This window comes from Streptomyces sp. NPDC004126, assembly GCF_050275515.1.
In the GTDB taxonomy this organism is placed as follows: Bacteria; Actinomycetota; Actinomycetes; order Streptomycetales; family Streptomycetaceae; genus Streptomyces.
Window position 1 is genome coordinate 13,898 of the sequence record NZ_JBNNPF010000075.1, and the last position, 18,007, is coordinate 31,904.

The window sequence follows — 18,007 nt, forward strand, 5'->3', positions numbered from 1 at the left end:
GCCGTCAACTCGGCGGGCACGTACACCGCGCTCGGGCTTCACGTGGACTCCGCCGAGGTACTCGAAACACTGCTGCGGGGGGTGCGACGTCCTCGCCCTCTGTGCCGACGAGCCGCACGTGGACGTACCGGCCCACTGGGCCAACGAGGTCTGCTCCCGCCTGCGCGTGTCCTGGGTGGCGGCCGGCTACAACGGCCCGCTCGTGGCGGTCGGTACGTACGGACCGGACGGGCCGTGCTATCTGTGCGTGGCCGCCGGGGAGGAGGCCCGGCTCAAGCCCGGCGCCCATCCTCGGATGGGCGGCAAGGGCGCTCTCGCCCCCGTCGCGGGCAGCTCCGGGCAGCTGATCGCGTACCAGGTCATCGCGCTCCTCACGGGGATCGGCCGTGAACCGCTCGGCTACGTGCGCGGCATGAACCTGATGGCCCCCGACCAACACGTCCACGTCCGCCGTCCCGCACGGCCCGACTGCCCCGTGTGCGCGCGATGACCCGGGCGGCATCGTCCTGCACCCCGCGCTGCACGCCGTGCTGGCTGCTGCTCGCCCTCTGCGGCCCGGTGGTGGCGTCGGCCGAGCCGGGCGCACGGCCTGCGTGGAGCGATCTCCCCGCACCGCGGTACGGCGTCCTCACGCTCGCCGTGCAGGCGCCCACGACAGGGACGCTGATCCTGCTGCACGAGCTCGCCCACCTGTTCACCGCTTCGTGGTACCGCGGCGTCAGCGTGCCGCCGACACCGCTCTCCCCGGCGGCTTCACTGGTCCTCCGCCGTCTGTCCGTGGAGTGCTCGCGGCACGGGGTATACATCCGGTATGGGATGCGAGCGGATGGAGTTCGACGGCTGGATCGCCGGGGTGGGCACCGCCTCCGGCACGCGCATCGTCGTCGGCTACTGGCTCCGCTCGCCGTTCGGAGCGTTCGGCGACGTCATGCTGGAACGGGCCGACGGGCACCGTGTCCTGTACGCGCCCACCCCGCCCACGGCGGAGTGCATCGCCGGCGTCTACCACTTCGACGAGGTCCGGACCGGGCCCGTGCACGTCCGCGCCGGGGAATCCGCGTGGGAGGTCTCGGCGGGCTCGCTCGCCCTGCGTTTCGACGTCGGCCGGCGCGGCCCGCGCGGCCTGGTCCTCCGGGCCGTCCCGCGCCCGCTCGCCCGTCGGCCGGCCTGGGCCGCCCTCACCACCCTGCCCGCCCGCGCACTGACCGGCGTACGCACCCGCGGCAGCTCCCGGCCCGGCTGCCGCCAGTGGTACGCGGCCTGCGACCTCTTCCCGGTCGTCGCGGCCGCCGCCTCCCTGGAAGGCACCGACCTCGGTCCGCTCGCCCCGGTCGTGCCGCCCGTCCGGTTCGGATTCGCGTCGGCCCCCGCCGCGCCGTCCCTGGTACGGGTCGTGTCGACCATCCGGTACGGAGGGGGTCCGTGACAGTCAACCCGGGCGGTCAGCCCAGCCACGGCCGCCAGACGCGCTCGTTGCGCTCGACCCACTTCTTCGCCGCCTGCCGGGGCGGAAGCTCCTCCTCGGCGATCATCAAGGACACCTCGTTCTGCTCCGCCCCGGTCCAGAGGAACCTCTTCAGGAAGGCGGCCGCCTCGCCCCCCGACTCGGCGAAGCGCGCGTTCAGGTACTTCTGCAGCGGCGTGTGCGGGTAGGCGCAGGCCACCTTCTCCGGGACGTCGGCGCAGCCCTCGGTGTACTCGGGCAGCCTCACCTCGGTCATCGGCACCTTCTCGAAGAGCCACTGCGGCTCGTACCAGTACGTCAGGAAGGGCTTGCCCTCCTTTGCGAACTGCTTGATCTGGGTGATCTGGGCCGCCTCGGAGCCGGCGAAGACGACCTCGAAGTCGAGCCCCAGGTTCTTCACCAGCGCCTTGTCGTTCGTGACGTAGGACGGGGAACCGCCCATCAGCTGGCCCTTGCCGCGGCTCTCGGCGGTGCGCAGCAGGTCGGCGTACTTGTCGAGGTTCTTCCAGTCCGTGACGTCCGGGTGGGCCTCGGCGAAGTAGGCGGGCACGAACCAGCCGATGTGGCCGGTCACCCCCAGGTCGCCGCCCCGGGCGATGGTCTTCTTGCCCTCGACGTACCGCTCCTCCTGCTCGGGATGGCCCCAGTCCTCCAGGATCGCGTCGACCCGCCCCTGGCTCAGCGCGTCCCAGGCGGGGACCTCGTCGACCTGCACGGTGTCCACGCGGTAGCCCAGCTCGTGTTCGAGCAGGTAGGCGGCCACGGCCGTGTTCGACTGCGCCCCCACCCAGGACTGGACGGACAGGGTGGCGGTCTTCGCGTCCTGCGCGGCGGCGTACGGAGAGGCCTGCCGGGTCATGTCGGCCGCACCGCAGCCGGTGAGGACGGCGAGTCCGGTCGCGGCGGCGAGCAGGGCCGCGCCGCGGCGCCCGCGCCCGCCGCTCCAGGGTCGGTTTCGCATCTCAGGCCCCCTTCACGGGCTGGGTGACACGGTCGAGCAGCAGGCCGAGGCACACGATCGCGGCACCCGCGACGAGCCCGGCGGCCAGGTCGCCCTGGGCCAGGCCGAGGACGACGTCGTAGCCGAGGGCGCCACCACCGACCAGGCCGCCGATGACGACGACGGCGAGCACCAGGACCACCGCCTGGTTGACGGCGAGCAGCAGCGCCGCCCGGGCGAGCGGCAGCCGGACCTGCCACAGCAGCTGCCAACGGGTCGCGCCCAGCGAGCGGGCGGATTCCAGCGCCCCCGCGTCCACGTCGCCCAGGCCCTGCGAGGTGATCCGGATCACCGCCGGCAGCGCGTACACGACCGCGGCGGCCGCGGCGGGTGCCCGCCCGACCCCGAACAGCGCGACCACGGGGATGAGGTAGACGAACTGCGGCAGTGTCTGGCAGACGTCGAGCACGGGACGCAGCAGCCGCTGCGCCCGGGCGCTGCCGGCGACGGCCACCGCGGTCGCGAACCCGGCCACGAGGGTCACGGCGACGGCGGCGAGGACCTGTGACAACGTGTCGAGGGAGGCCTCCCACACACCGAGTACGCCGACCCCCGCCAGGGCGAGCACGGCCGTGAGCGCGGTGCGCCAGGTGCCCACGAGCAGGGCGAGCGCTCCGGCGAGCAGCAGGAGCAGCCACCACGGTGCGGCCTGGAGCCCGCTGCGCAGGGGGTCGAGGACCCAGCCGGTGAACCGGGCGGCCCAGTCCGCACTGCCGCCGACGACGGGCACCCCGGAGTAGAGGTGGGAGGTCATCCAGGCGGCAGCCCCGTTCACCGGCTCGGCGATGGACAACGTCCAGGCCGCCGGCCACAGCGACGTGCCCGCCATGCGGCCGGCCACACCGGCCGCCACCGCCACGAGGACGGTGAGCAGCCAGCCGTACCAGCCGTTGAACACCCCGAGCAGCCGCCGCCGCACGCCGCGCGCGGGGAGGCCGGCCGCGCCGATCCGGCGGCCGGCCGCCTCGGCGGTGCGGTCGAGGACCACGGCGAGCAGCACGATGGGGATGCCCGCGGCCAGCGCCGCGCCGACGTCGACGGACGCGAGCGCCTGGTAGACGCGGTCGCCGAGGCCGCCCGCCCCGATCCCATTCGCCGTCGCCGAAGGCGGCCCGGGCGGCAGCGACGGCGGCGTCGACGTGCTCGGCAGTGCCCTCGGCCACGACGGAGAGGACGCTCCCGTCCGCCGGGTCCAGGACCTCACGGGTGGCTCCTGAGACCGCGGACCGCCAGGTCCCGGCGATGTGGATGGTTCTCTGCTCCGACACGACGCGCTGCTCCTCCGCTTCCGACACCGCGACTCGCCCGCGATGCGTGTTGCTTCGGCCCGCTTGCCCTGCCGCCCGCCACACATGCCCCTCTCGTAACGGGAAGTGACGGGAGTCACGCCACACGACCGGCCGCGACACCCCGCGGACGTCAGACGGCGGCGCGTGCTCGCGCGATCAGTTCCGGCAGTTCCGTCGTCCCTTCCCCCCCGTCGTCCTCGGCCCGGCGCGTCAGCGCGGTGTGCAGCGCTGCCAGGCAGGCTCCGGTCGCCGCCCGGGCCGGAACACGGCGTTGGGGGACCGGCAGCGTCGGTTCCGAGGGCGTCGATGGCGTACCCGGTCTCGCCGAGCAGATCACCGGCATGACGGCGCTCGACCGGCTCGACCGGCTCGGCGACATCGCCGGCGCCCGCTGGGCCACGGCCTGCTGGAGCCGGATGACGACTGGCTGACTGACCCCGAGTACCGCGCCCCTTCTGCGTCGCGCGGCGCGGCTCACCACCCTTGCCGAGGACCGGGCGCCGCGGGAGCGGGTCTTCGTCAAGCCGCCCCTTGGCCAAGTCCGACCTTGCCGGACGGGCTCGCAGGCTCCGCGCCGGTCGGTGGAGTTCACCGCCGAGTACTGGTTGTTCGTCCGCGGCGCCGCGGCCGCCGCCCTGCCCAGCGCGGTGTGCCTGGACACCGGCCGGCTCGCCGACGGCGGCCGGGCGGTCGTCGAGGCCGACATGACCCGCACGCCCACTGCTACGCCGCCGAACCGGACCGCGTCCTCGACGTGGAGCTCTGCGCCGCCGGCCCCGCCGACGAGGTCGCCGAGCACGACGGGCCGTACCCGAGCAGCCCCGGACGCGGGGCCCGCGCCGCGGCCACCGGGCGGCACGTCACACCGGCCGCGCCTCCGACAGCAGCCGTGCGGGCAGGTACTCCGACTCCACGCGTACCTCCCAGCCCCGCCGGCGCGCATGGCACGCCAGCGCCAGCACGTCGAGGTCCAGCAGCGCCGCGGTGGTCTCCCCGCGATCGGACACCGAGTAGTGCGCGCGGTGCGCCTCCAGTGCATCGAGCAGTGCCAGGTTGAAGCTCTCCTCGTCCCCCTCCACGAGCTGGGACAGCAGCACGGCGGGCGGCGCGAAGAACCCCCATTCCCGGGCCTGCTCCATACCCCGCAGCGCCCTGGCGGCGGCGGGCGCCGGATCCACCCCGCGCAGGTAGTCGTGCAGCGCCTCCCGGTACGTCGCGAACGCCGACCCGTCGGCACCGTTCAGCTGCGGCCCCGCCACGACCAGCGGCGCCAGGTCCTCCCGCCGGCCGCTGATCAGGGCCAGCGCCACCGCGGTCTGCCAGTACCCGGGGCCGGCCTTGTCGCCGCGGAAGGCGCCGCAGACCACGTCGATGCCGCCGCACTCGGCCCGCACCTCGGTCCCCTCCTCGGCCAGGGCGGCCCGGAACAGCAGCCCGCCCAGCCGGGAGGCGAACCGGAGCGCCGCGACCTGCCCGTCCGACCCCGCACCGGGGTCCGCGCCGCGCAGCAGGAAGAGCGACTGCTGCCGCTCCATGGCCCGCACCACGTCACGGGCGAGGACCGGCCGGCCCGGCTCGGGCGTCAGGTCCTCCCGGGTGTGCTCCTCGTACCATCCGTCAATGTCCCAGGTGGGCGTCACCGGCCAGGTGGGCCGCTCACACCTCACCGGCCCGGCGGCCAGCACGGCCACGGCGTCCGCCCGGCGGTCCCGGCCGAAGGGACCGACCCGCGGGCCCTCCGGTGCGAAGCCCGTCACCAGGGTCCGCGGCAGGTAGCCGGTCTCCACCGGAACAGCCCACCCCTCCTGCCGGTGGCCCAGCGCCGCCAGGGCCAGCGGTACCAGCGGCAGCAGGCTGCGCGGCGGGGCCGACGGCCCCTGCGCGGCCGGCACGGCCGCCAGCAGGGCGGTCAGCTCCCGGTCGTAGGCCTCCCGGTCACCGCCGACCAGGGCTCGCAGCACCCGCAGCGCCACGGTGTCGGCGTGCTCCCGCAGGGCCCGCCCCGTCTGCCGCTCCCGCGTGGCGATCCGGGCCAGTGCGGCGTCCACGGCCGCGACCTTGGCCTCGCGCGTCGGCGGGAACTCCTGGCCGTCGACATCGAGGTCCCCCTCGACGCAGACCAGGAACCCGGCGACGAGCTCGGCCCCCGGCTGCCCCTCCGCGTCCTTGCGCACGACCTTGCGCGCGAAGTGGAACGCCTCGCCGTCCCGGCCCACCCGGTCCGCGAGGACCGCCAGGCAGTACGCGTCGAGCCAGTCCCCGGTCCCCGCCGTGTCCCAGCCCTCCTTGTCGTCGCCGCGGTCGTACGAGATGCCGAAGTTCACGTAGTCGAGGAACACGTTGAACGGCTCCCACGGGTGGTAGGCCGTGTACCGCACCACGGCGCAGGCCGCCTCGGCCGCGTCCGTCAGGATCGCCCACGCCTCCGCGGAGTCCAGGGCCGGCTCCGTCACGGACAGCGCCGCCAGGTGGTCCAGCATCTCCTGGCTGATCCACTCCCACTCGTACGCGCCTATCGGACCCGCCTTCGACATGGAACGGGTCATCGACCCGATCCGGTTCGTGAAGTCGTCCCGCGCCGCCGCGATCTTCTCCGCGGACACCTGATGACGTTCGATCACCATCTGCTGCATCTCCCCGTCTTGCTCCGTACCGGCGACAGGCTAACCGGGGCCGCCGACAGAGCCGGAAGTCGAGGCTCCGGCGACTGGCCGTACGTGGCCGACCGCGCCGCTCGTTCCGCCGGTCCGGCCCTCCGCATCCGCGGATGTCGCCCGATCGGTCGCTGTTCCGGCCGGGCCGACCGCGCTTGACTCGTTACGGCAGCGGCAGCGGCAGCCGGACGGGACGACGGAGGATGACAGGCGTGAAAACCATGCTGGCCGCGAGGCTGAGCACGTCAGGCGGCGGTTTCGCGGTCGAGGAGGTACCGGTCCCCGCACCCGGACCGGGCCAGGTCCTGGTCCACGTACGGGCCGCGGGCGTCTGCCTGTCGGACGTGCACCTCATCCAGGGCATGCTCAAGGCCGCGCCGCTCACCGGTGACGCGGTGACGCTCGGGCACGAGACCTCCGGGGTGGTCAGCGTCCTCGGCCCCGGCGTCACCGGGCTGAAGGAGGGCGATCACGTCGTGCTCCAGGCCGGCGAGGTCCGCGACGGGGCAGTGTGCACCCGCGGGGTGAACATCGACGGCGGCTGGGCCGAGTACGCCCTGGCCGCCGCAGACGCGGTGGTTCCGCTCCCGCCGCAGATCCCGTTCGAGCAGGCGTGCATCATCCCCGACGCCGTGTCCACCTCCTGGGCCGCGATCACCTCCTCCGCCCAGGTCCGGCCCGCGGAGGCCGTCGCCGTCTGGGGCGTCGGCGGTCTGGGCGCCCACGCGGTCCAGCTGCTGCGCCTGGTGGGGGCCTGCCCCGTGGTCGCCGTGGACCCGCTCGGCTCCGCCCGCGAGCGTGCCCTCCGCCTCGGTGCGGACGCCGCACTCGACCCGGCCGACCCCGACTTCGCGACCGCGCTGCGCGCCGCCGTCGGCCCGAAGGGCGTCGCGGCGGCGTTCGACTTCGCGGGCGTGCCGGCCGCCCGGGACCAGGCCCTGGGGAGCCTGGCCGAAGGCGGGCGGCTGGTGCTGGTGGGCCTCACCGACCAGCCGCTCACGGTCGGGGACAGCGTCTGGTTCTGCCGCTTCCAGCAGCAGGTACGGGGCCACTACGGCTCCCGGCCCGAGGACCTCGTGGACCTGGTCGACCTGGTGGCCAGGCAGCGCCTGGACCTGTCGGGATCGGTCAGCGGGCTCTTCCCCCTGGCCGACGCCGCCCGGGCGGTCGAGGCCTTGGAACGCAAGGAGGGCAGCCCGATCCGGCTGATCCTCACCCCGTGACGGCTCCCGCACCTGCCTGCTCCCGGTCCGCGCGGACCCGGCGGTCAGCGGCCGGGCTCCATCAGGGTGGAGCCGCCCTCGACGACGTCCGCGTCGGGGGCCTTGGCCGAACACTTCGGCAGCTCGGGCCCGCCCTCCGCGGCGGGCGCGGTGAGCCCGATCCGGGTCACACCGCTCGCCCCGGCCGGAACGCGGAAGCTCAGTCCCATGCGCGCGGGTTCCCTGCGGTGCAGATAGCCCTGCCAGTACGGACCGGCGGCGACGATCCTGCCGGTCACCGTCCCGTCCCGCCCGTTGACGCTGAGGCAGTCGACCTTGAAGTCCCCCCAGTTGAAGGAGGGCTTCCCGTCACCCGTGGCGGGCCGGCGGTGCTGGATGCGGACCGCGAGGCAGGTCGGCATCGCCCCGGCCTGTCGATAGGCAGCAGATCCCCGCTGGTGGCCGCCGAGCAGTGGCCCGACCCGTGGTTCGAGCCCTGGGCAGCCCGCCGCGCCGCCGGCTGAGGGCTACGGGCCGTCAGAAGTCGTGCCCCATCGGCCGGACAGGGCCGAGGCGCTCTTGCGGACCCGTTCTACGCTGGAGGCATGGCCACCGATCCCTTGCTGAGACAAGGCCCCGACTCGACGGATCTGGTCCTGCGCGCCGGCCCGACCGGGCCGGTGTGGAACGTGCTGGCCTCGGCGGGGCCGGCGCTGTTCGCTCCGCTCGCCTTTGGCGTGCTGACCCTGCTCGTCGCCTTCGGGATGGCGCTGGCCGGGGCGCGGGCGTCGACCGTGTTCGTGGTGGTGGGGGTGATCGCCGGGCTGGAGTACCTGATCGGCTGGCTGGCGGCGGCCTCTTCCCGGGCCCGGGACATCCTGCGGGTGGAGTTCGCGCCGGCCAGGGTGCCCACGTCCCTGCGGTTGGTCCGGGGCGCCCGGCCGGACGTCTGGCTGCCCGCCAAGACCCTGCGCGAGGTGCGGCTGACACACAAGGTGGTGGAGCCGTACCAGGGCGACTACAAGCCGGCCGCCTCCACGCTCGCGCTGGAACTCGTCCTCCAGGGCTCCCAGGAGCAGCTCGCCCTCCCGTTCGGCGGCGACCCGCAGCGGCTCGCCGACGCGTTGAAGGCCCTGCTCGGCCCGGCCGGGGTCCTGGTGGTACTGCGCACCGAGCGCAGCACGCGCGAACGGCCGCAGCCCAACTCCCGCTGGACCTCTGGTGGTTCGGCATCGGCCAACTCCAGCGGCGGCTGACCCCGGGCGGCCCGTGGCGCTCCCCGGCCGGCCCGAGGCCTGGCGCCCGGCGGGCCGGTCAGAAGTGCGGGTTGAGCAGCGAGCCGATCGTGTGGGTGCCCTGCGCCAGTCCGAATTCGGACGGGTCGACGAGGTACGCGGTCTCCGAACCGGGCTTGTACAGGAGGGAGAACTGCTTGTAGCCACCGTCCCGGGGGCTGAGGCAGTCCTTCCACGTATAGGTGCCCATGGCCAGGTAGAGGTCGCGGGTCGGGTAACGGTACCCGTCGAGGATCTGTGTCCACGTGTAGTTGCCGGAGGCCAGGTACATGCTCCGGCTGGTGCACGCGTCGTCCTGGCCCTGCGTCGGTTTGCCGTCCACCCAGACGCTCCGCGTGTTGAAAGCTATGTCCCCCGCGCTCGCGGGCGACCCCGCCAGCGTGACGACCGCCGTCGCTGCGGCCGCCACGGCCGCGAACTTGCCGAACCTGCCGAACTTTCCAGGCATGAGACGTCTCCCCCTTGATGACGTTGTCGTCGATGGATGTCCAGGCAGTGAGGATTCGCAGGACCCTGTTGGGGCAGGAATCCGGCGGCCTTCACCCGGAGGTGAATCTAGGCGCGGGTGTCACATGGTGGTGTTCGCGGCGTGCCTGGTTCCTGTGCTGTGCGTGCCGTGTGGCGCCCAGACAGGGCACACGACGCTCGGTGGGCGTAATGCCGGCGGGCTGAGCTCGCCTGGACGGGGTGGCCGCCGAGCTCCGCTCGGTCGAGGCCGGTGCGCGCGCTTCAGCAGGGCCCGGCGGATGTGCACCTCATCGGTCGACAAAACGAGCGTCTCCCGGACTGGCGGCTACCGGGCCTCGCCCGCACCAGGAACGTGAACCGCCACGTCGTAGTTGCCGATCAGATCGGCCAGACCACGCGGACTCACGCCCTTCGCGTTCGCTCGCTCGGGATCGCCTCCCGCCGCCGGCAGTACCCTGAGCGTTGCCGGTCAGCGACACCAGTCGCCCGTGAGCAGCGTACGGGCGGGTGGTCGCGGGGGTGCCCAGTGCTCTCTGCCCGTCGGGCGGGCAGCACTACGACACGGACTGCACGCCCGACACCGAACGTGTCCTACGCGCGGAAGGCCTTGCGCAGGCGCTCGCCGAACTCGGCGGGGTGTGTGGTCAGGCCGGTGTGCCCGCCGGGGAAGTGCAGGAGTTCCGTGCCGAGGCGCCCGGCCAGGAGTGCGGCCGGACGGTAGGGCAGTTCACCGCTCGAGTCCTCGCCGCCGGCGAGGACGAGCCGGTCCGACAGCGTCTGCAGACGGTCGACGTCGGGGGAGTAGGACATGAAACCCGGCACGATGCGGCCCACGAAGTACGGCAGGTCGGCCATCGTCCGCTCGACCCGTGCCGCCGCCCGGGGCGGAAGCAGGGCCTCGGCCTCCGGCCCGGTGGTGTCGCCGCCCTTCTTCAGCCCGGCGGCGAACACGGCCATCGCCGGCATGAGCCCCTGGGTACGGAACGTCTCCTGCACGCGGACGAGCAGTGCCCGGTGCTCGGCGACGTCGGGAAGGACCTCCACCAGCGGAGGTTCGTGCGCCACGAGGCGTTCGATGCGATCGGGGCGCGTGGTGAGCAGGTGGACGGCGGCGATGGCACCGGAGCTGGCGGCGAACACCCTGGCGGGTTCGCCGGGCGAGAGCAGGTCCAGTATCCGCAGCGCGTCATCGGCGTGCTCGGCCACCCGCTGCTCGGCCCCGGGGTCGTCCAGGGTGCTGCGGGACATGCCGCGCGGGTCGTAGGTCGCGACGGTGTACTCGGCGGCCAGGTCGTCGGCGACGTCGTCGAAGGCGGCGGCTCCGCCCGTTCCCCCGGGGATCAGGAGCAGGAGCGGGCCCCGGCCGCGGACTTCGTAGTGCAGGGTGGCACCGTTCACGCGCAGGCTGCCGGTGGTCAGGGTGGTCATGCGGAGTCTCCTTCTCGGGACGCGGGCCAGTGCTCCAGGAGGGTGTGCAGGGCGTCGAGGGCGCGGACCCAGGTCTGTTGCGGCGCACGCTCGTGGGCGAAGCCGCCCGCCGCCTCCAGGGCGACGAACCCGTGCAGCGTGCTGCGCAGCAACCGCACGGCGTCGGTCAGATCGGGCTCCGCCAGCCCGTAGCCGCGCAGCATGCCGTAGGTCAGTTCGACCGCACGCCGTGGTCCTGCCGCCCGTGCAGCCAGTTCGGGATCGATCCGGACCCGGACCTGCGTCGCCGTGTAGCGGCCCGGATGCTCGTGGGCGTACTCCCGCCAGGCATTGGCGAACGCGACCAGCGCGTCCTTCCCCGCCCTCCCGGCGGTCGCCTCCGCGATGCGGACCGTCTTCTCCTCCGCCGCCAGCAGCGCGATCCGTCCGCGCAGGTCGTCCAGGCCGCGCACGTGTGCGTAGAGGCTCGCGTCCTTCACTCCGAGCCGCCGCGCCAGCTGCGACATGGTCACCCCGTCGAGGCCGGCCTCGTCCGCCAGTTCGGCACCCGCGATCGTCACCCGCTCCGCAGTCAGCCCGGCCCGCACCATGCATCCTCCCCATTCCTAATACCCCTAGGTTATAGCCTAGGGGTATTAGGAAAGCAATCTGCGTGGCGGCGGCCGATGGACGGGCGTCGTCGACCACCGCCGCACCGTCGACCGCGTACGTGAGGTCCGGGCGTTCGTGCCGGTGGGCGCTGATGAACGAGTTCAGGTCCGGGAGGTCGGGCGTGGAGTCGGAGCCGGTGCCGGGAACAGAGTCGGCGAACCGGAGCCGGAAGCCGGGAGCGATGAGGCCGGCGGCGAGAGTGAGATCGCCGTTCCAGAGCCGCGTCCACCCGTTCAGCAGCGCGATGCCCTCCGCGCGGGGCAGCGCATCCTCTCCGGCCGTGGTGTCGGTGGTGGTCGTCGTACGGGCCATGAGGTCATGCCTTCCTGTCGTCGGTCTGCACCAGCCTCCACGCCTTCGGCGACAACCCCCTGTCGGTGTTTGGGAGTTCGTCGAGGCCGACGAACTCCCAGCCCAGCGTGTCGACCTCGGCGAGGTTCAGCACGCGCGGCGGGACCGTCTCGGCCAGTACCTCGACGTGCCGGATGCGGTCCAGCCGGAAGCCGCGTACGGCGGAGCGCAGCCGGCACCAGCCGATGAGGTACCAGTGGGTCGCCGCCGAGGGAGCCCTGGGGTTCCACGCACCGGTCGGTGGCGGTGCCCTGCGCGTCGGCGTACGACAGGCGCAGCACCCGGCGCGTCGAGAGGGCCTCGCGCAGTGCGTGGGGCACGCCGGAGTGCTGCCGGGGGTGCGCGGCCAGCCGGACCGGGCGGGCCAGTTCGCCAGCGTCTCGTAGTCCCGGGCCGGGCGGCGGGAGTTCATCAGCCACGCGAACGTGCGCTCTGCCACCCAGCGCCTGGGAAGGACCAAGAATTCGGTCATGTCGTCGGTGCGTTTGACGATCTCCAAGGTCAGGGCGAGTGTGCCCCGGGACCAGTCGACGAGGGAGCCGGTGTAGCCGCCGTCGGCCCAGACCAGCGTGATGTCACGGTGCAGACGCCGAAGCCGCCCCAGCGATCCCGTCGCGGCTTCCCGGTCGCCGGTGTTCGCCGCGGTGACCGCGACAGCCAGGAGCAGGCCGAGCGTGTCGGTCACGATGTGCCGTTTCGGGCCTGGCACCTTCTTCCCGCCGTCGTAGCCGCGTGAAGCGGCCGGCACGGTCGCTGCGGCCCGCACCGACTGCGCGTCGATGATCCCCGCCGTGGGCTCCGCCTCGCGGCCTTAGCGTTCCCGGACCTTCCCGCGCAGCCGGTCGTGGAACTCGGTGATCGGTCCGTGCTCGCGCCAGCGGCGGAAGAAGGCATAGACCCGGCCCCAGGCAGGGAAGTCCGAGGGCATCGCCCGCCAGGAGATCCCGCCCGCGACCAGGTAACGAACCGCGTCCAGCAGCTGACGGTGGCAGGTAGCCCTCGGGACGTCCGCCCCGCCTGTTCAGCCAGGCCGGCACCGGCAGCAACGGACGCACAGCCGCCCACTCCGCGTCCGTCATGTCCGACGGATACCGCCGCACCCGATCGGGATGATCGACCGCATTCCCGTACACGTGCGCGAGGCAATCACACGATCGTGTAGTCGAGTTGAACCGGACGGGCTCGGACACGTGCAACAAGGACACCAGGGCCTCCTGGCGCTGCTCGGTCAGACTCGCATCCGGAGCTACCCAAAGGCCCTGCCGTCATACGCGTACAACGGGAAGATCACGCGTGCGGGAAGTCCGTTCGAACCGCACATTCCTTGATCGGTTGAGATACGGCTTCTCAGTACTCGCGGATCCTTGACCACCACCAGCCGCCCACCGTGAAGGCGTTCACCGGCCCAGGATTTGGCAGAGTGCGACGCTCGAACTCATCGTCGATACGAGCAATCAGCCGACCGAGATCGGTCCGGGCGCCGCGAGGGAGGTGAAGCAGGACCTCTTCCAGATCATCGCGGGCATACTCCACCTCCAGCCCGGGCTGCCAGACCTGGGACGCGTTCAGATAACGGCCGGGCTGTCCAAACGCCCACTCGAAACGGGCGAGCGCGTCAGCAACTACGCCAGGCCACATCCGCTCATCTTCGACGCGGTGGACAGCTGCACGAGTCCTCGCGGAAACGCCCTGGATCCGCGGCACTGCAATGTGTCTGCGAGGCCGCCACCGCTCAGCGCGGACGGCCTTCGGGCGCCTACGCGGCATCGCCCTTTCTGATCAGCATGCCGTCATCCTGTCACGAACGGGGCGGGCTCCGCACACACGATCGAGCCCCCCGCCACTCGGGGTGCTCTTACTTCTCACCAACATTCACGCGCTCTCCGAGCAACGCGTGATGCCCAAACCCATCGACAAGTGCTCTCGGTTGAAACCTACGCAGCCAACGACGTGGAACTGGTCGGCAGGCCGCTGGACGGGCTGCTGCTCGACGTCACCGGTTGGCACCCGCAGGAGATCGTGGACGGGGCGCTGCCGATGTCCGATCACGGCGGATTCGGTCCCGGCGGCCGGTGCGACTACGAGCCGGCCGAACCGAGCCCCGGCGACGTGGGCCCGTTCGTGTGGCGGGACGACGTCCCGTAGCCGCGGCCGGCCCTCCGGGCCCGGTGGTAGACCTGTGAACCGGGCCCCCTGGCGACCGCCCCCGGTCACTCTGGCAGTCGTCGAAGGCGGCCCGGCGCCACGGGCGAACGGGTGACTTGGACGTAGAGGCCGGGATGGGCGACGGGGCTTTGCGGGGCACGCCCTCGCCTTCAGGCCCGGGTGGCGGTGTGGATGGTCGTGCTGCCCGAGGTCTCGACGTGGCGGATGGTGAGGGTGTTCTTCGCGTAACCGACCGTCAGCCGCTCGCCGTCGCCGGTGCCGGCCGTCTCCGGGGGCTGCCAGGGCAGGGTCAGGTCGAAGCCGTCGCTCACTTTGCCGGGTACGTCGTGGGCGGAGGCCGCACCCTTGGCACCCGTCTTGGGGCCCTCGTTGACCTGCATCATCAGACGGTCGCGGCGGAAGACGAAGCCCCCCTTCCAGGTGCCGGCCCCACCGTCCCATTCGATGGTCCAGCTCCCGTTCGCCTCCTCGTGGCCCTGCACGGTCGCCCTGCCCGTGAGGGTCTGGCCGCCGGGCATGGTGGTCCGGACGTTCCAGGTGCCCGTGAGGAAGGCCTCCACGGAACGCTCGATCACGCCCTGCCCACCGGGGGTCTTGGAAGGTGCGGACGAGGTGGGGGGAGTGGAGCCGGAGACGGCTGTCGAGGGCACGTCGGCCGAGGGCGGGGCGACGGAGGGCTGTGCCGACGTCTTGTCCTTGCCCGTACACGCCGCCAGGAACGCCGCGCCGGCCCCGATCGCGAGGTATCGCAGGGCGGTGCGCCGACCGACGATCCGCGCGGCCGTACGCATGGTGCGAATGGTCATTTCATCCCCCGTGTAGCCCAGTTGGAAAGCCGGAGCGAGTCTACGTAGGGCTACGTGTGCGAGTGGAGACGGCCGGGCCCCTGCCGGAGCCCCCGGCCAGGACGGCGCCGTCATTCTGCTCGGGGGACTGCCGTGAGCCCTGGACGACCTCACCGCCGCCGAGATGGTCACCCACGGCGTCATCGCCCGCTCGGGTCTGACCGGCGGGCTGCGGGTGTCAGGCGCCCTAGCGGGCGGAGTTCACCCGGGCACCGTCACCAGGGCGGGGCGGTAGCCGGCTGACCGCGGCCGCGCGCCCAGCCGCAGGCCCCGTCCCCCGGACGGGACCTCTGTCACAGGCCCCCGCCGCATCCGCCGCATCCGCCACCGCACCCGGCTCCGCATCCGCCGGGGCCGTACCCCCCGTCGCTGCCGCCACCGCCACCGCCACCGCCACTGCCGGATGAGCCGCCGAACATCAGGCAGCCGGAGAGGAACGTGATCGCCGTGGGAACGCAGCCGCCGATCAGCAGTATGTTGCCGCCCCCGCCGAGAACGTCCCGGGCGTGCTGCATCTGCGGATTGAACCAGATCCCTGCGAGCGTGAGCCACGTGCCCAGACACAGCACCGTGCAGCACGCCACCCACACCCCGAAGCGAGTCATGTACCGGTTCGTGCCCGTTCGCCTGGCCAGGAACACCAGGTTCCGTGCGCTGTCGGTGCGCCCGTGCGGGTGTTCTCCGTGTCTTCCGTCGGCAGCCCGTCTGCGCTCTCTCGGTTTCGTGTCGGTGAGGCGGTTGACAGTGGCGATTCTCTTTGGTGATGGACCGAGGCACACAGGGTTCTGGTCTGCTGTGTTCTTTCGCTGTCACGGAAGCGAGAGAACAGGGCCTGTTCACTGTCATCGGGTGAGAGGTGCTCAGGTCATGCACTGACATGAAAGCGAGAGGTCTCAGGTCCCGCACCTCCCCGCTCCACCCACCGAGCGAGGGCCGCCAGACCCCGCATCTGTGCCTGCCGGGGTCAGCCCGTTGCCCCGGGCAGGGCCGTGAAGGTCGCGCTGGCTGAGCGCGAGGACACCGCCCCCTCCACCGCGAGTTCTCCGTCGATGGAGATCGTGCACTGGAGCCAGCCGTCGGGATGTTCGGGGTTGGACGTGGTGATCGTGAGCATGGGCATCGCGTCGATGCCCGACATCACGACGTCCTGCTTCCACGGCGCGACGCCGGCCTTGACCTGCTTCTCCTCTCCTTTGAGAGGGTCGCCGACGGCATAGACCACCTCGAAGGAGCCGGTGCCGGTCACCTCGTAGGTGACCTTGGTCCCGCGTTTGCGTCGGAAGGGGAGGAACTTGCTGTTCATGTGCGGCCTCTGCGAAAGCGGACAAGGCGGAACTCTCGTTCATCCTCGCATGTGCTGCCGGGGCGCCCGCGGAGTTACTGGGCACCGAACCACTCGAAGAGGCGGCCCCCGGCGCTCAAGGAGATCCACTGCGGCTCCTGATGATTGCGCACAGGCTTGGCCAGGGCCGCTCGGCCCCGTTGCTCCAGAGAGTTGCCCGGCCGGCCTGTGCGAGTGCCTCTGCCGCAGGCTCGACGGAAATCGTGTTGGCCGGAGCAGAACTGTTTGTCAGGATCATCCACATGACACCTGATTTCAGTGACCTCGCCGGTCTTTCTCGCCTCGGCCCTCCCCTCGACGCCCGCGGCCTGTTCGCCCCCGAGCAGGCCGCTCTCATGGCGACCCTGCGCGGACTGACGCCCGCCGACTGGAACGCGGAGGCGGTCCCCGGGTGGACGGTGCGGGACCTCGCCGCCCACCTCCTGGGTGACTTCTACGGACGACTGAGCCGCGACCGCGACGACCACCGGGACGGGCCCGTACCGAAGCCCGGCGAGGCGCTGGAGGCGTTCATCCACCGGATCAACCACGAATGGGTCGAGACCCACGGCAGGGTCAGCCCGGCCCTGCTCACCGACGCACTCGACCGGGCCGGTACCCAGCTCGCGCAGTACTTCGCCGGTGTCGACCTCCAAGCCCCTGCGCTGGGGGTGTCCTGGGCAGGCGTGGACCCGGCCCCGACATGGCTGGACTGCGCCCGGGACCTCACCGAGTTCTGGACCCACCGCCAGCAGATCCGTCACGCCGCCGGCCAGAAGACAGACACCGACCCACAGATCCTCGCAGTGGTGCTGGACACCTTCATGCGGGCCCTGCCCCACACCCTCCGGCAGGTCCACGCCCCGGCCGGGACGCAGGTCCGCATCGACATCGACGGCCCGGCCGGCGGTACGTGGACCGTCACCGCCGACGGGGACGGCTGGTCCCTCGCCCACCCGCCGAAGGCGCACCCGGCGGCCCGTCTGTGCCTGGACGCGGAGACCGCGTGGCGCCTGTGCACCAGGGGCATCACCCCGGACACGGCCATCGCCGCCGCCCGCATCGACGGGGACCGCAACCTGGCCGAGGCCGCCTGCCAGATCGTGTCCATCGTCCACTGACCCCGCCACTGACCCCGCGTTCGCCCCCGGCACCCGCCCGCCGACGCGAACCCCACGCGTCCTGGAAGCCGCGATGCCCACATCACCCGAGCCCGCGCCGCGCCGGTCCGAGGGCGCTGCTGATCACCGGCACGTTCGGAGCAGGGAAGACCGCGACGGCCGACCTCCTGGGAGACCTGCTCGCAGACGCCGGCATCCTTCACGCCGTCGTCGACCTCGACCGCCTGCGCCAGGCATGGCCGGCCCCGCCGGTGATCCGTTCCACCACCGGCTCCTCCTGGACAACCTGCGCGCCGTAAGCGCCAACCACCGGACCGCAGGGGCCGGACACTTGGTGCCAGCGGGCCTCGTGGAAAACGCGGCCCGGCGCGACGGCTACCTGGAGGCCCTGGGCGTACCACCGCCTGACCACGCACCCTCCGGCCGTTCGCGACAGGCTCCGCCGTCGGCACGAGGCCGATCACGACCTCGCCTCGCTGCCCTGGCACCTGGAACGGGCCAAGCGGCTCGACCTGATCCTCGACGAGGCCGACATCGCCGACTTCACCGTGGACACCACCTCCACGGCCCCTCCCGACACGGATGCCGCAGTCGCACGTGCCACAGGATGCCTTTGCAGGGGAGTACACCTCACCCACACAGCCAATGCGTCGTCAGCCGGGGGGGTGCCCCTATGGGTTTGGTCAAGCTGATGGGGCGGGTTGGGGTTCGTAGAAGGTGCCGTCGCGGAGCATCGCGAAGAGCACGTCGG

Annotated in this window: 18 protein-coding genes and 1 pseudogene; 6 read left to right on the forward strand and 13 right to left on the reverse strand. The window is 72.4% G+C overall.

The window, feature by feature from the left end; all coding sequences use genetic code 11:
- Positions 1-118 precede the first annotated feature (118 nt).
- Both ACQKM2_RS37595 and ACQKM2_RS37600 read left to right on the forward strand, forming a co-directional pair.
- Complete coding sequence (locus ACQKM2_RS37595) at positions 119-490, forward strand: ThiF family adenylyltransferase (protein ID WP_427717876.1); 372 nt, start codon at positions 119-121, stop codon at positions 488-490.
- Positions 491-811: 321 nt separating this feature from the next.
- The gene (locus ACQKM2_RS37600) at positions 812-1,426 is read left to right on the forward strand and encodes a hypothetical protein (RefSeq protein ID WP_427717879.1); all 615 of its coding nucleotides are present in this window, start codon (positions 812-814) and stop codon (positions 1,424-1,426) included.
- A gap of 16 nt (positions 1,427-1,442) precedes the next feature.
- Here ACQKM2_RS37600 and ACQKM2_RS37605 read toward each other — a convergent pair whose 3' ends face one another.
- The 3 genes and pseudogenes from ACQKM2_RS37605 to ACQKM2_RS37615 form a co-directional block, all read right to left on the reverse strand.
- Positions 1,443-2,426, reverse strand: a complete 984-nt coding sequence (locus ACQKM2_RS37605) for an ABC transporter substrate-binding protein (protein ID WP_427717881.1) — start codon at positions 2,424-2,426, stop codon at positions 1,443-1,445.
- A gap of 1 nt (position 2,427) precedes the next feature.
- Positions 2,428-3,561, reverse strand: a pseudogene (locus ACQKM2_RS37610) (ABC transporter permease subunit); the annotation flags it as partial.
- Positions 3,562-4,614: 1,053 nt separating this feature from the next.
- Positions 4,615-6,387, reverse strand: a complete 1,773-nt coding sequence (locus ACQKM2_RS37615) for an Imm49 family immunity protein (RefSeq protein WP_427717883.1) — start codon at positions 6,385-6,387, stop codon at positions 4,615-4,617.
- A gap of 233 nt (positions 6,388-6,620) precedes the next feature.
- On the opposite strand from ACQKM2_RS37615, the gene ACQKM2_RS37620 reads away from it, so the two are divergent.
- Positions 6,621-7,631, forward strand: coding sequence for a zinc-binding dehydrogenase (locus ACQKM2_RS37620; protein ID WP_427717886.1), 1,011 nt, complete (start codon positions 6,621-6,623; stop codon positions 7,629-7,631).
- A gap of 44 nt (positions 7,632-7,675) precedes the next feature.
- Here ACQKM2_RS37620 and ACQKM2_RS37625 read toward each other — a convergent pair whose 3' ends face one another.
- Complete coding sequence (locus ACQKM2_RS37625; RefSeq protein WP_427717888.1) at positions 7,676-8,032, reverse strand: hypothetical protein; 357 nt, start codon at positions 8,030-8,032, stop codon at positions 7,676-7,678.
- A 183-nt stretch (positions 8,033-8,215) separates the two neighbouring features.
- Here ACQKM2_RS37625 and ACQKM2_RS37630 point away from each other — a divergent pair, with 183 nt between their 5' ends.
- Complete coding sequence (locus ACQKM2_RS37630; RefSeq protein ID WP_427717890.1) at positions 8,216-8,866, forward strand: hypothetical protein; 651 nt, start codon at positions 8,216-8,218, stop codon at positions 8,864-8,866.
- A gap of 58 nt (positions 8,867-8,924) precedes the next feature.
- On the opposite strand, the gene ACQKM2_RS37635 is transcribed toward ACQKM2_RS37630, so the two are convergent.
- The 6 genes from ACQKM2_RS37635 to ACQKM2_RS37660 all read right to left on the reverse strand — a co-directional run bounded on the left by ACQKM2_RS37635 (position 8,925) and on the right by ACQKM2_RS37660 (position 13,441).
- Complete coding sequence (locus tag ACQKM2_RS37635) at positions 8,925-9,353, reverse strand: hypothetical protein (RefSeq protein ID WP_427717893.1); 429 nt, start codon at positions 9,351-9,353, stop codon at positions 8,925-8,927.
- 611 nt (positions 9,354-9,964) lie between these two features.
- Positions 9,965-10,801 (reverse strand): alpha/beta fold hydrolase, encoded by an 837-nt coding sequence (locus ACQKM2_RS37640; RefSeq protein ID WP_427717895.1) that lies wholly within the window; start codon positions 10,799-10,801, stop codon positions 9,965-9,967.
- On the reverse strand, positions 10,798-11,391 hold the full coding sequence (locus tag ACQKM2_RS37645; RefSeq protein WP_427717897.1) for a TetR/AcrR family transcriptional regulator: 594 nt from the start codon (positions 11,389-11,391) through the stop codon (positions 10,798-10,800). Before ACQKM2_RS37645 ends, ACQKM2_RS37640 begins: the two co-directional genes overlap by 4 nt.
- 377 nt (positions 11,392-11,768) lie before the next feature.
- The gene (locus tag ACQKM2_RS37650) at positions 11,769-12,569 is read right to left on the reverse strand and encodes a transposase (RefSeq protein WP_427717900.1); all 801 of its coding nucleotides are present in this window, start codon (positions 12,567-12,569) and stop codon (positions 11,769-11,771) included.
- A 45-nt stretch (positions 12,570-12,614) separates the two neighbouring features.
- On the reverse strand, positions 12,615-12,782 hold the full coding sequence (locus ACQKM2_RS37655; protein WP_427717915.1) for a transposase: 168 nt from the start codon (positions 12,780-12,782) through the stop codon (positions 12,615-12,617).
- Positions 12,783-13,150: 368 nt separating this feature from the next.
- Positions 13,151-13,441, reverse strand: coding sequence for a hypothetical protein (locus ACQKM2_RS37660; protein ID WP_427717902.1), 291 nt, complete (start codon positions 13,439-13,441; stop codon positions 13,151-13,153).
- A 279-nt stretch (positions 13,442-13,720) separates the two neighbouring features.
- On the opposite strand from ACQKM2_RS37660, the gene ACQKM2_RS37665 reads away from it, so the two are divergent.
- Positions 13,721-13,948: a hypothetical protein gene (locus ACQKM2_RS37665; RefSeq protein ID WP_427717905.1), complete on the forward strand. Its 228-nt coding sequence runs from the start codon at positions 13,721-13,723 to the stop codon at positions 13,946-13,948.
- A gap of 170 nt (positions 13,949-14,118) precedes the next feature.
- On the opposite strand, the gene ACQKM2_RS37670 is transcribed toward ACQKM2_RS37665, so the two are convergent.
- The 3 genes from ACQKM2_RS37670 to ACQKM2_RS37680 all read right to left on the reverse strand — a co-directional run bounded on the left by ACQKM2_RS37670 (position 14,119) and on the right by ACQKM2_RS37680 (position 16,117).
- Positions 14,119-14,775 (reverse strand): hypothetical protein, encoded by a 657-nt coding sequence (locus ACQKM2_RS37670; protein WP_427717907.1) that lies wholly within the window; start codon positions 14,773-14,775, stop codon positions 14,119-14,121.
- A gap of 332 nt (positions 14,776-15,107) precedes the next feature.
- Positions 15,108-15,419, reverse strand: coding sequence for a hypothetical protein (locus tag ACQKM2_RS37675; protein WP_427717908.1), 312 nt, complete (start codon positions 15,417-15,419; stop codon positions 15,108-15,110).
- A 359-nt stretch (positions 15,420-15,778) separates the two neighbouring features.
- On the reverse strand, positions 15,779-16,117 hold the full coding sequence (locus tag ACQKM2_RS37680) for a hypothetical protein (RefSeq protein ID WP_427717910.1): 339 nt from the start codon (positions 16,115-16,117) through the stop codon (positions 15,779-15,781).
- 281 nt (positions 16,118-16,398) lie between these two features.
- Here ACQKM2_RS37680 and ACQKM2_RS37685 point away from each other — a divergent pair, with 281 nt between their 5' ends.
- Complete coding sequence (locus ACQKM2_RS37685) at positions 16,399-17,256, forward strand: maleylpyruvate isomerase family mycothiol-dependent enzyme (RefSeq protein WP_427717913.1); 858 nt, start codon at positions 16,399-16,401, stop codon at positions 17,254-17,256.
- Positions 17,257-18,007 lie beyond the last annotated feature (751 nt).

Excerpts from the sequence above, each read along its gene's own strand:
- ACQKM2_RS37685 (WP_427717913.1), top strand. The coding sequence starts at position 16,399 with ATGACACCTGATTTCAGTGACCTCGCCGGTCTTTCTCGCCTCGGCCCT.
- ACQKM2_RS37680 (WP_427717910.1), bottom strand. The coding sequence starts at position 16,117 with ATGAACAGCAAGTTCCTCCCCTTCCGACGCAAACGCGGGACCAAGGTC.
- ACQKM2_RS37615 (WP_427717883.1), bottom strand. The coding sequence starts at position 6,387 with ATGCAGCAGATGGTGATCGAACGTCATCAGGTGTCCGCGGAGAAGATC.
- ACQKM2_RS37605 (WP_427717881.1), bottom strand. The coding sequence starts at position 2,426 with ATGCGAAACCGACCCTGGAGCGGCGGGCGCGGGCGCCGCGGCGCGGCC.
- ACQKM2_RS37660 (WP_427717902.1), bottom strand. The coding sequence starts at position 13,441 with ATGTGGCCTGGCGTAGTTGCTGACGCGCTCGCCCGTTTCGAGTGGGCG.
- ACQKM2_RS37630 (WP_427717890.1), top strand. The coding sequence starts at position 8,216 with ATGGCCACCGATCCCTTGCTGAGACAAGGCCCCGACTCGACGGATCTG.
- ACQKM2_RS37600 (WP_427717879.1), top strand. The coding sequence starts at position 812 with ATGGGATGCGAGCGGATGGAGTTCGACGGCTGGATCGCCGGGGTGGGC.
- ACQKM2_RS37625 (WP_427717888.1), bottom strand. The coding sequence starts at position 8,032 with ATGCCGACCTGCCTCGCGGTCCGCATCCAGCACCGCCGGCCCGCCACG.
- ACQKM2_RS37675 (WP_427717908.1), bottom strand. The coding sequence starts at position 15,419 with ATGACTCGCTTCGGGGTGTGGGTGGCGTGCTGCACGGTGCTGTGTCTG.
- ACQKM2_RS37635 (WP_427717893.1), bottom strand. The coding sequence starts at position 9,353 with ATGCCTGGAAAGTTCGGCAGGTTCGGCAAGTTCGCGGCCGTGGCGGCC.
- ACQKM2_RS37640 (WP_427717895.1), bottom strand. The coding sequence starts at position 10,801 with ATGACCACCCTGACCACCGGCAGCCTGCGCGTGAACGGTGCCACCCTG.
- ACQKM2_RS37670 (WP_427717907.1), bottom strand. The coding sequence starts at position 14,775 with ATGACCATTCGCACCATGCGTACGGCCGCGCGGATCGTCGGTCGGCGC.
- ACQKM2_RS37645 (WP_427717897.1), bottom strand. The coding sequence starts at position 11,391 with ATGGTGCGGGCCGGGCTGACTGCGGAGCGGGTGACGATCGCGGGTGCC.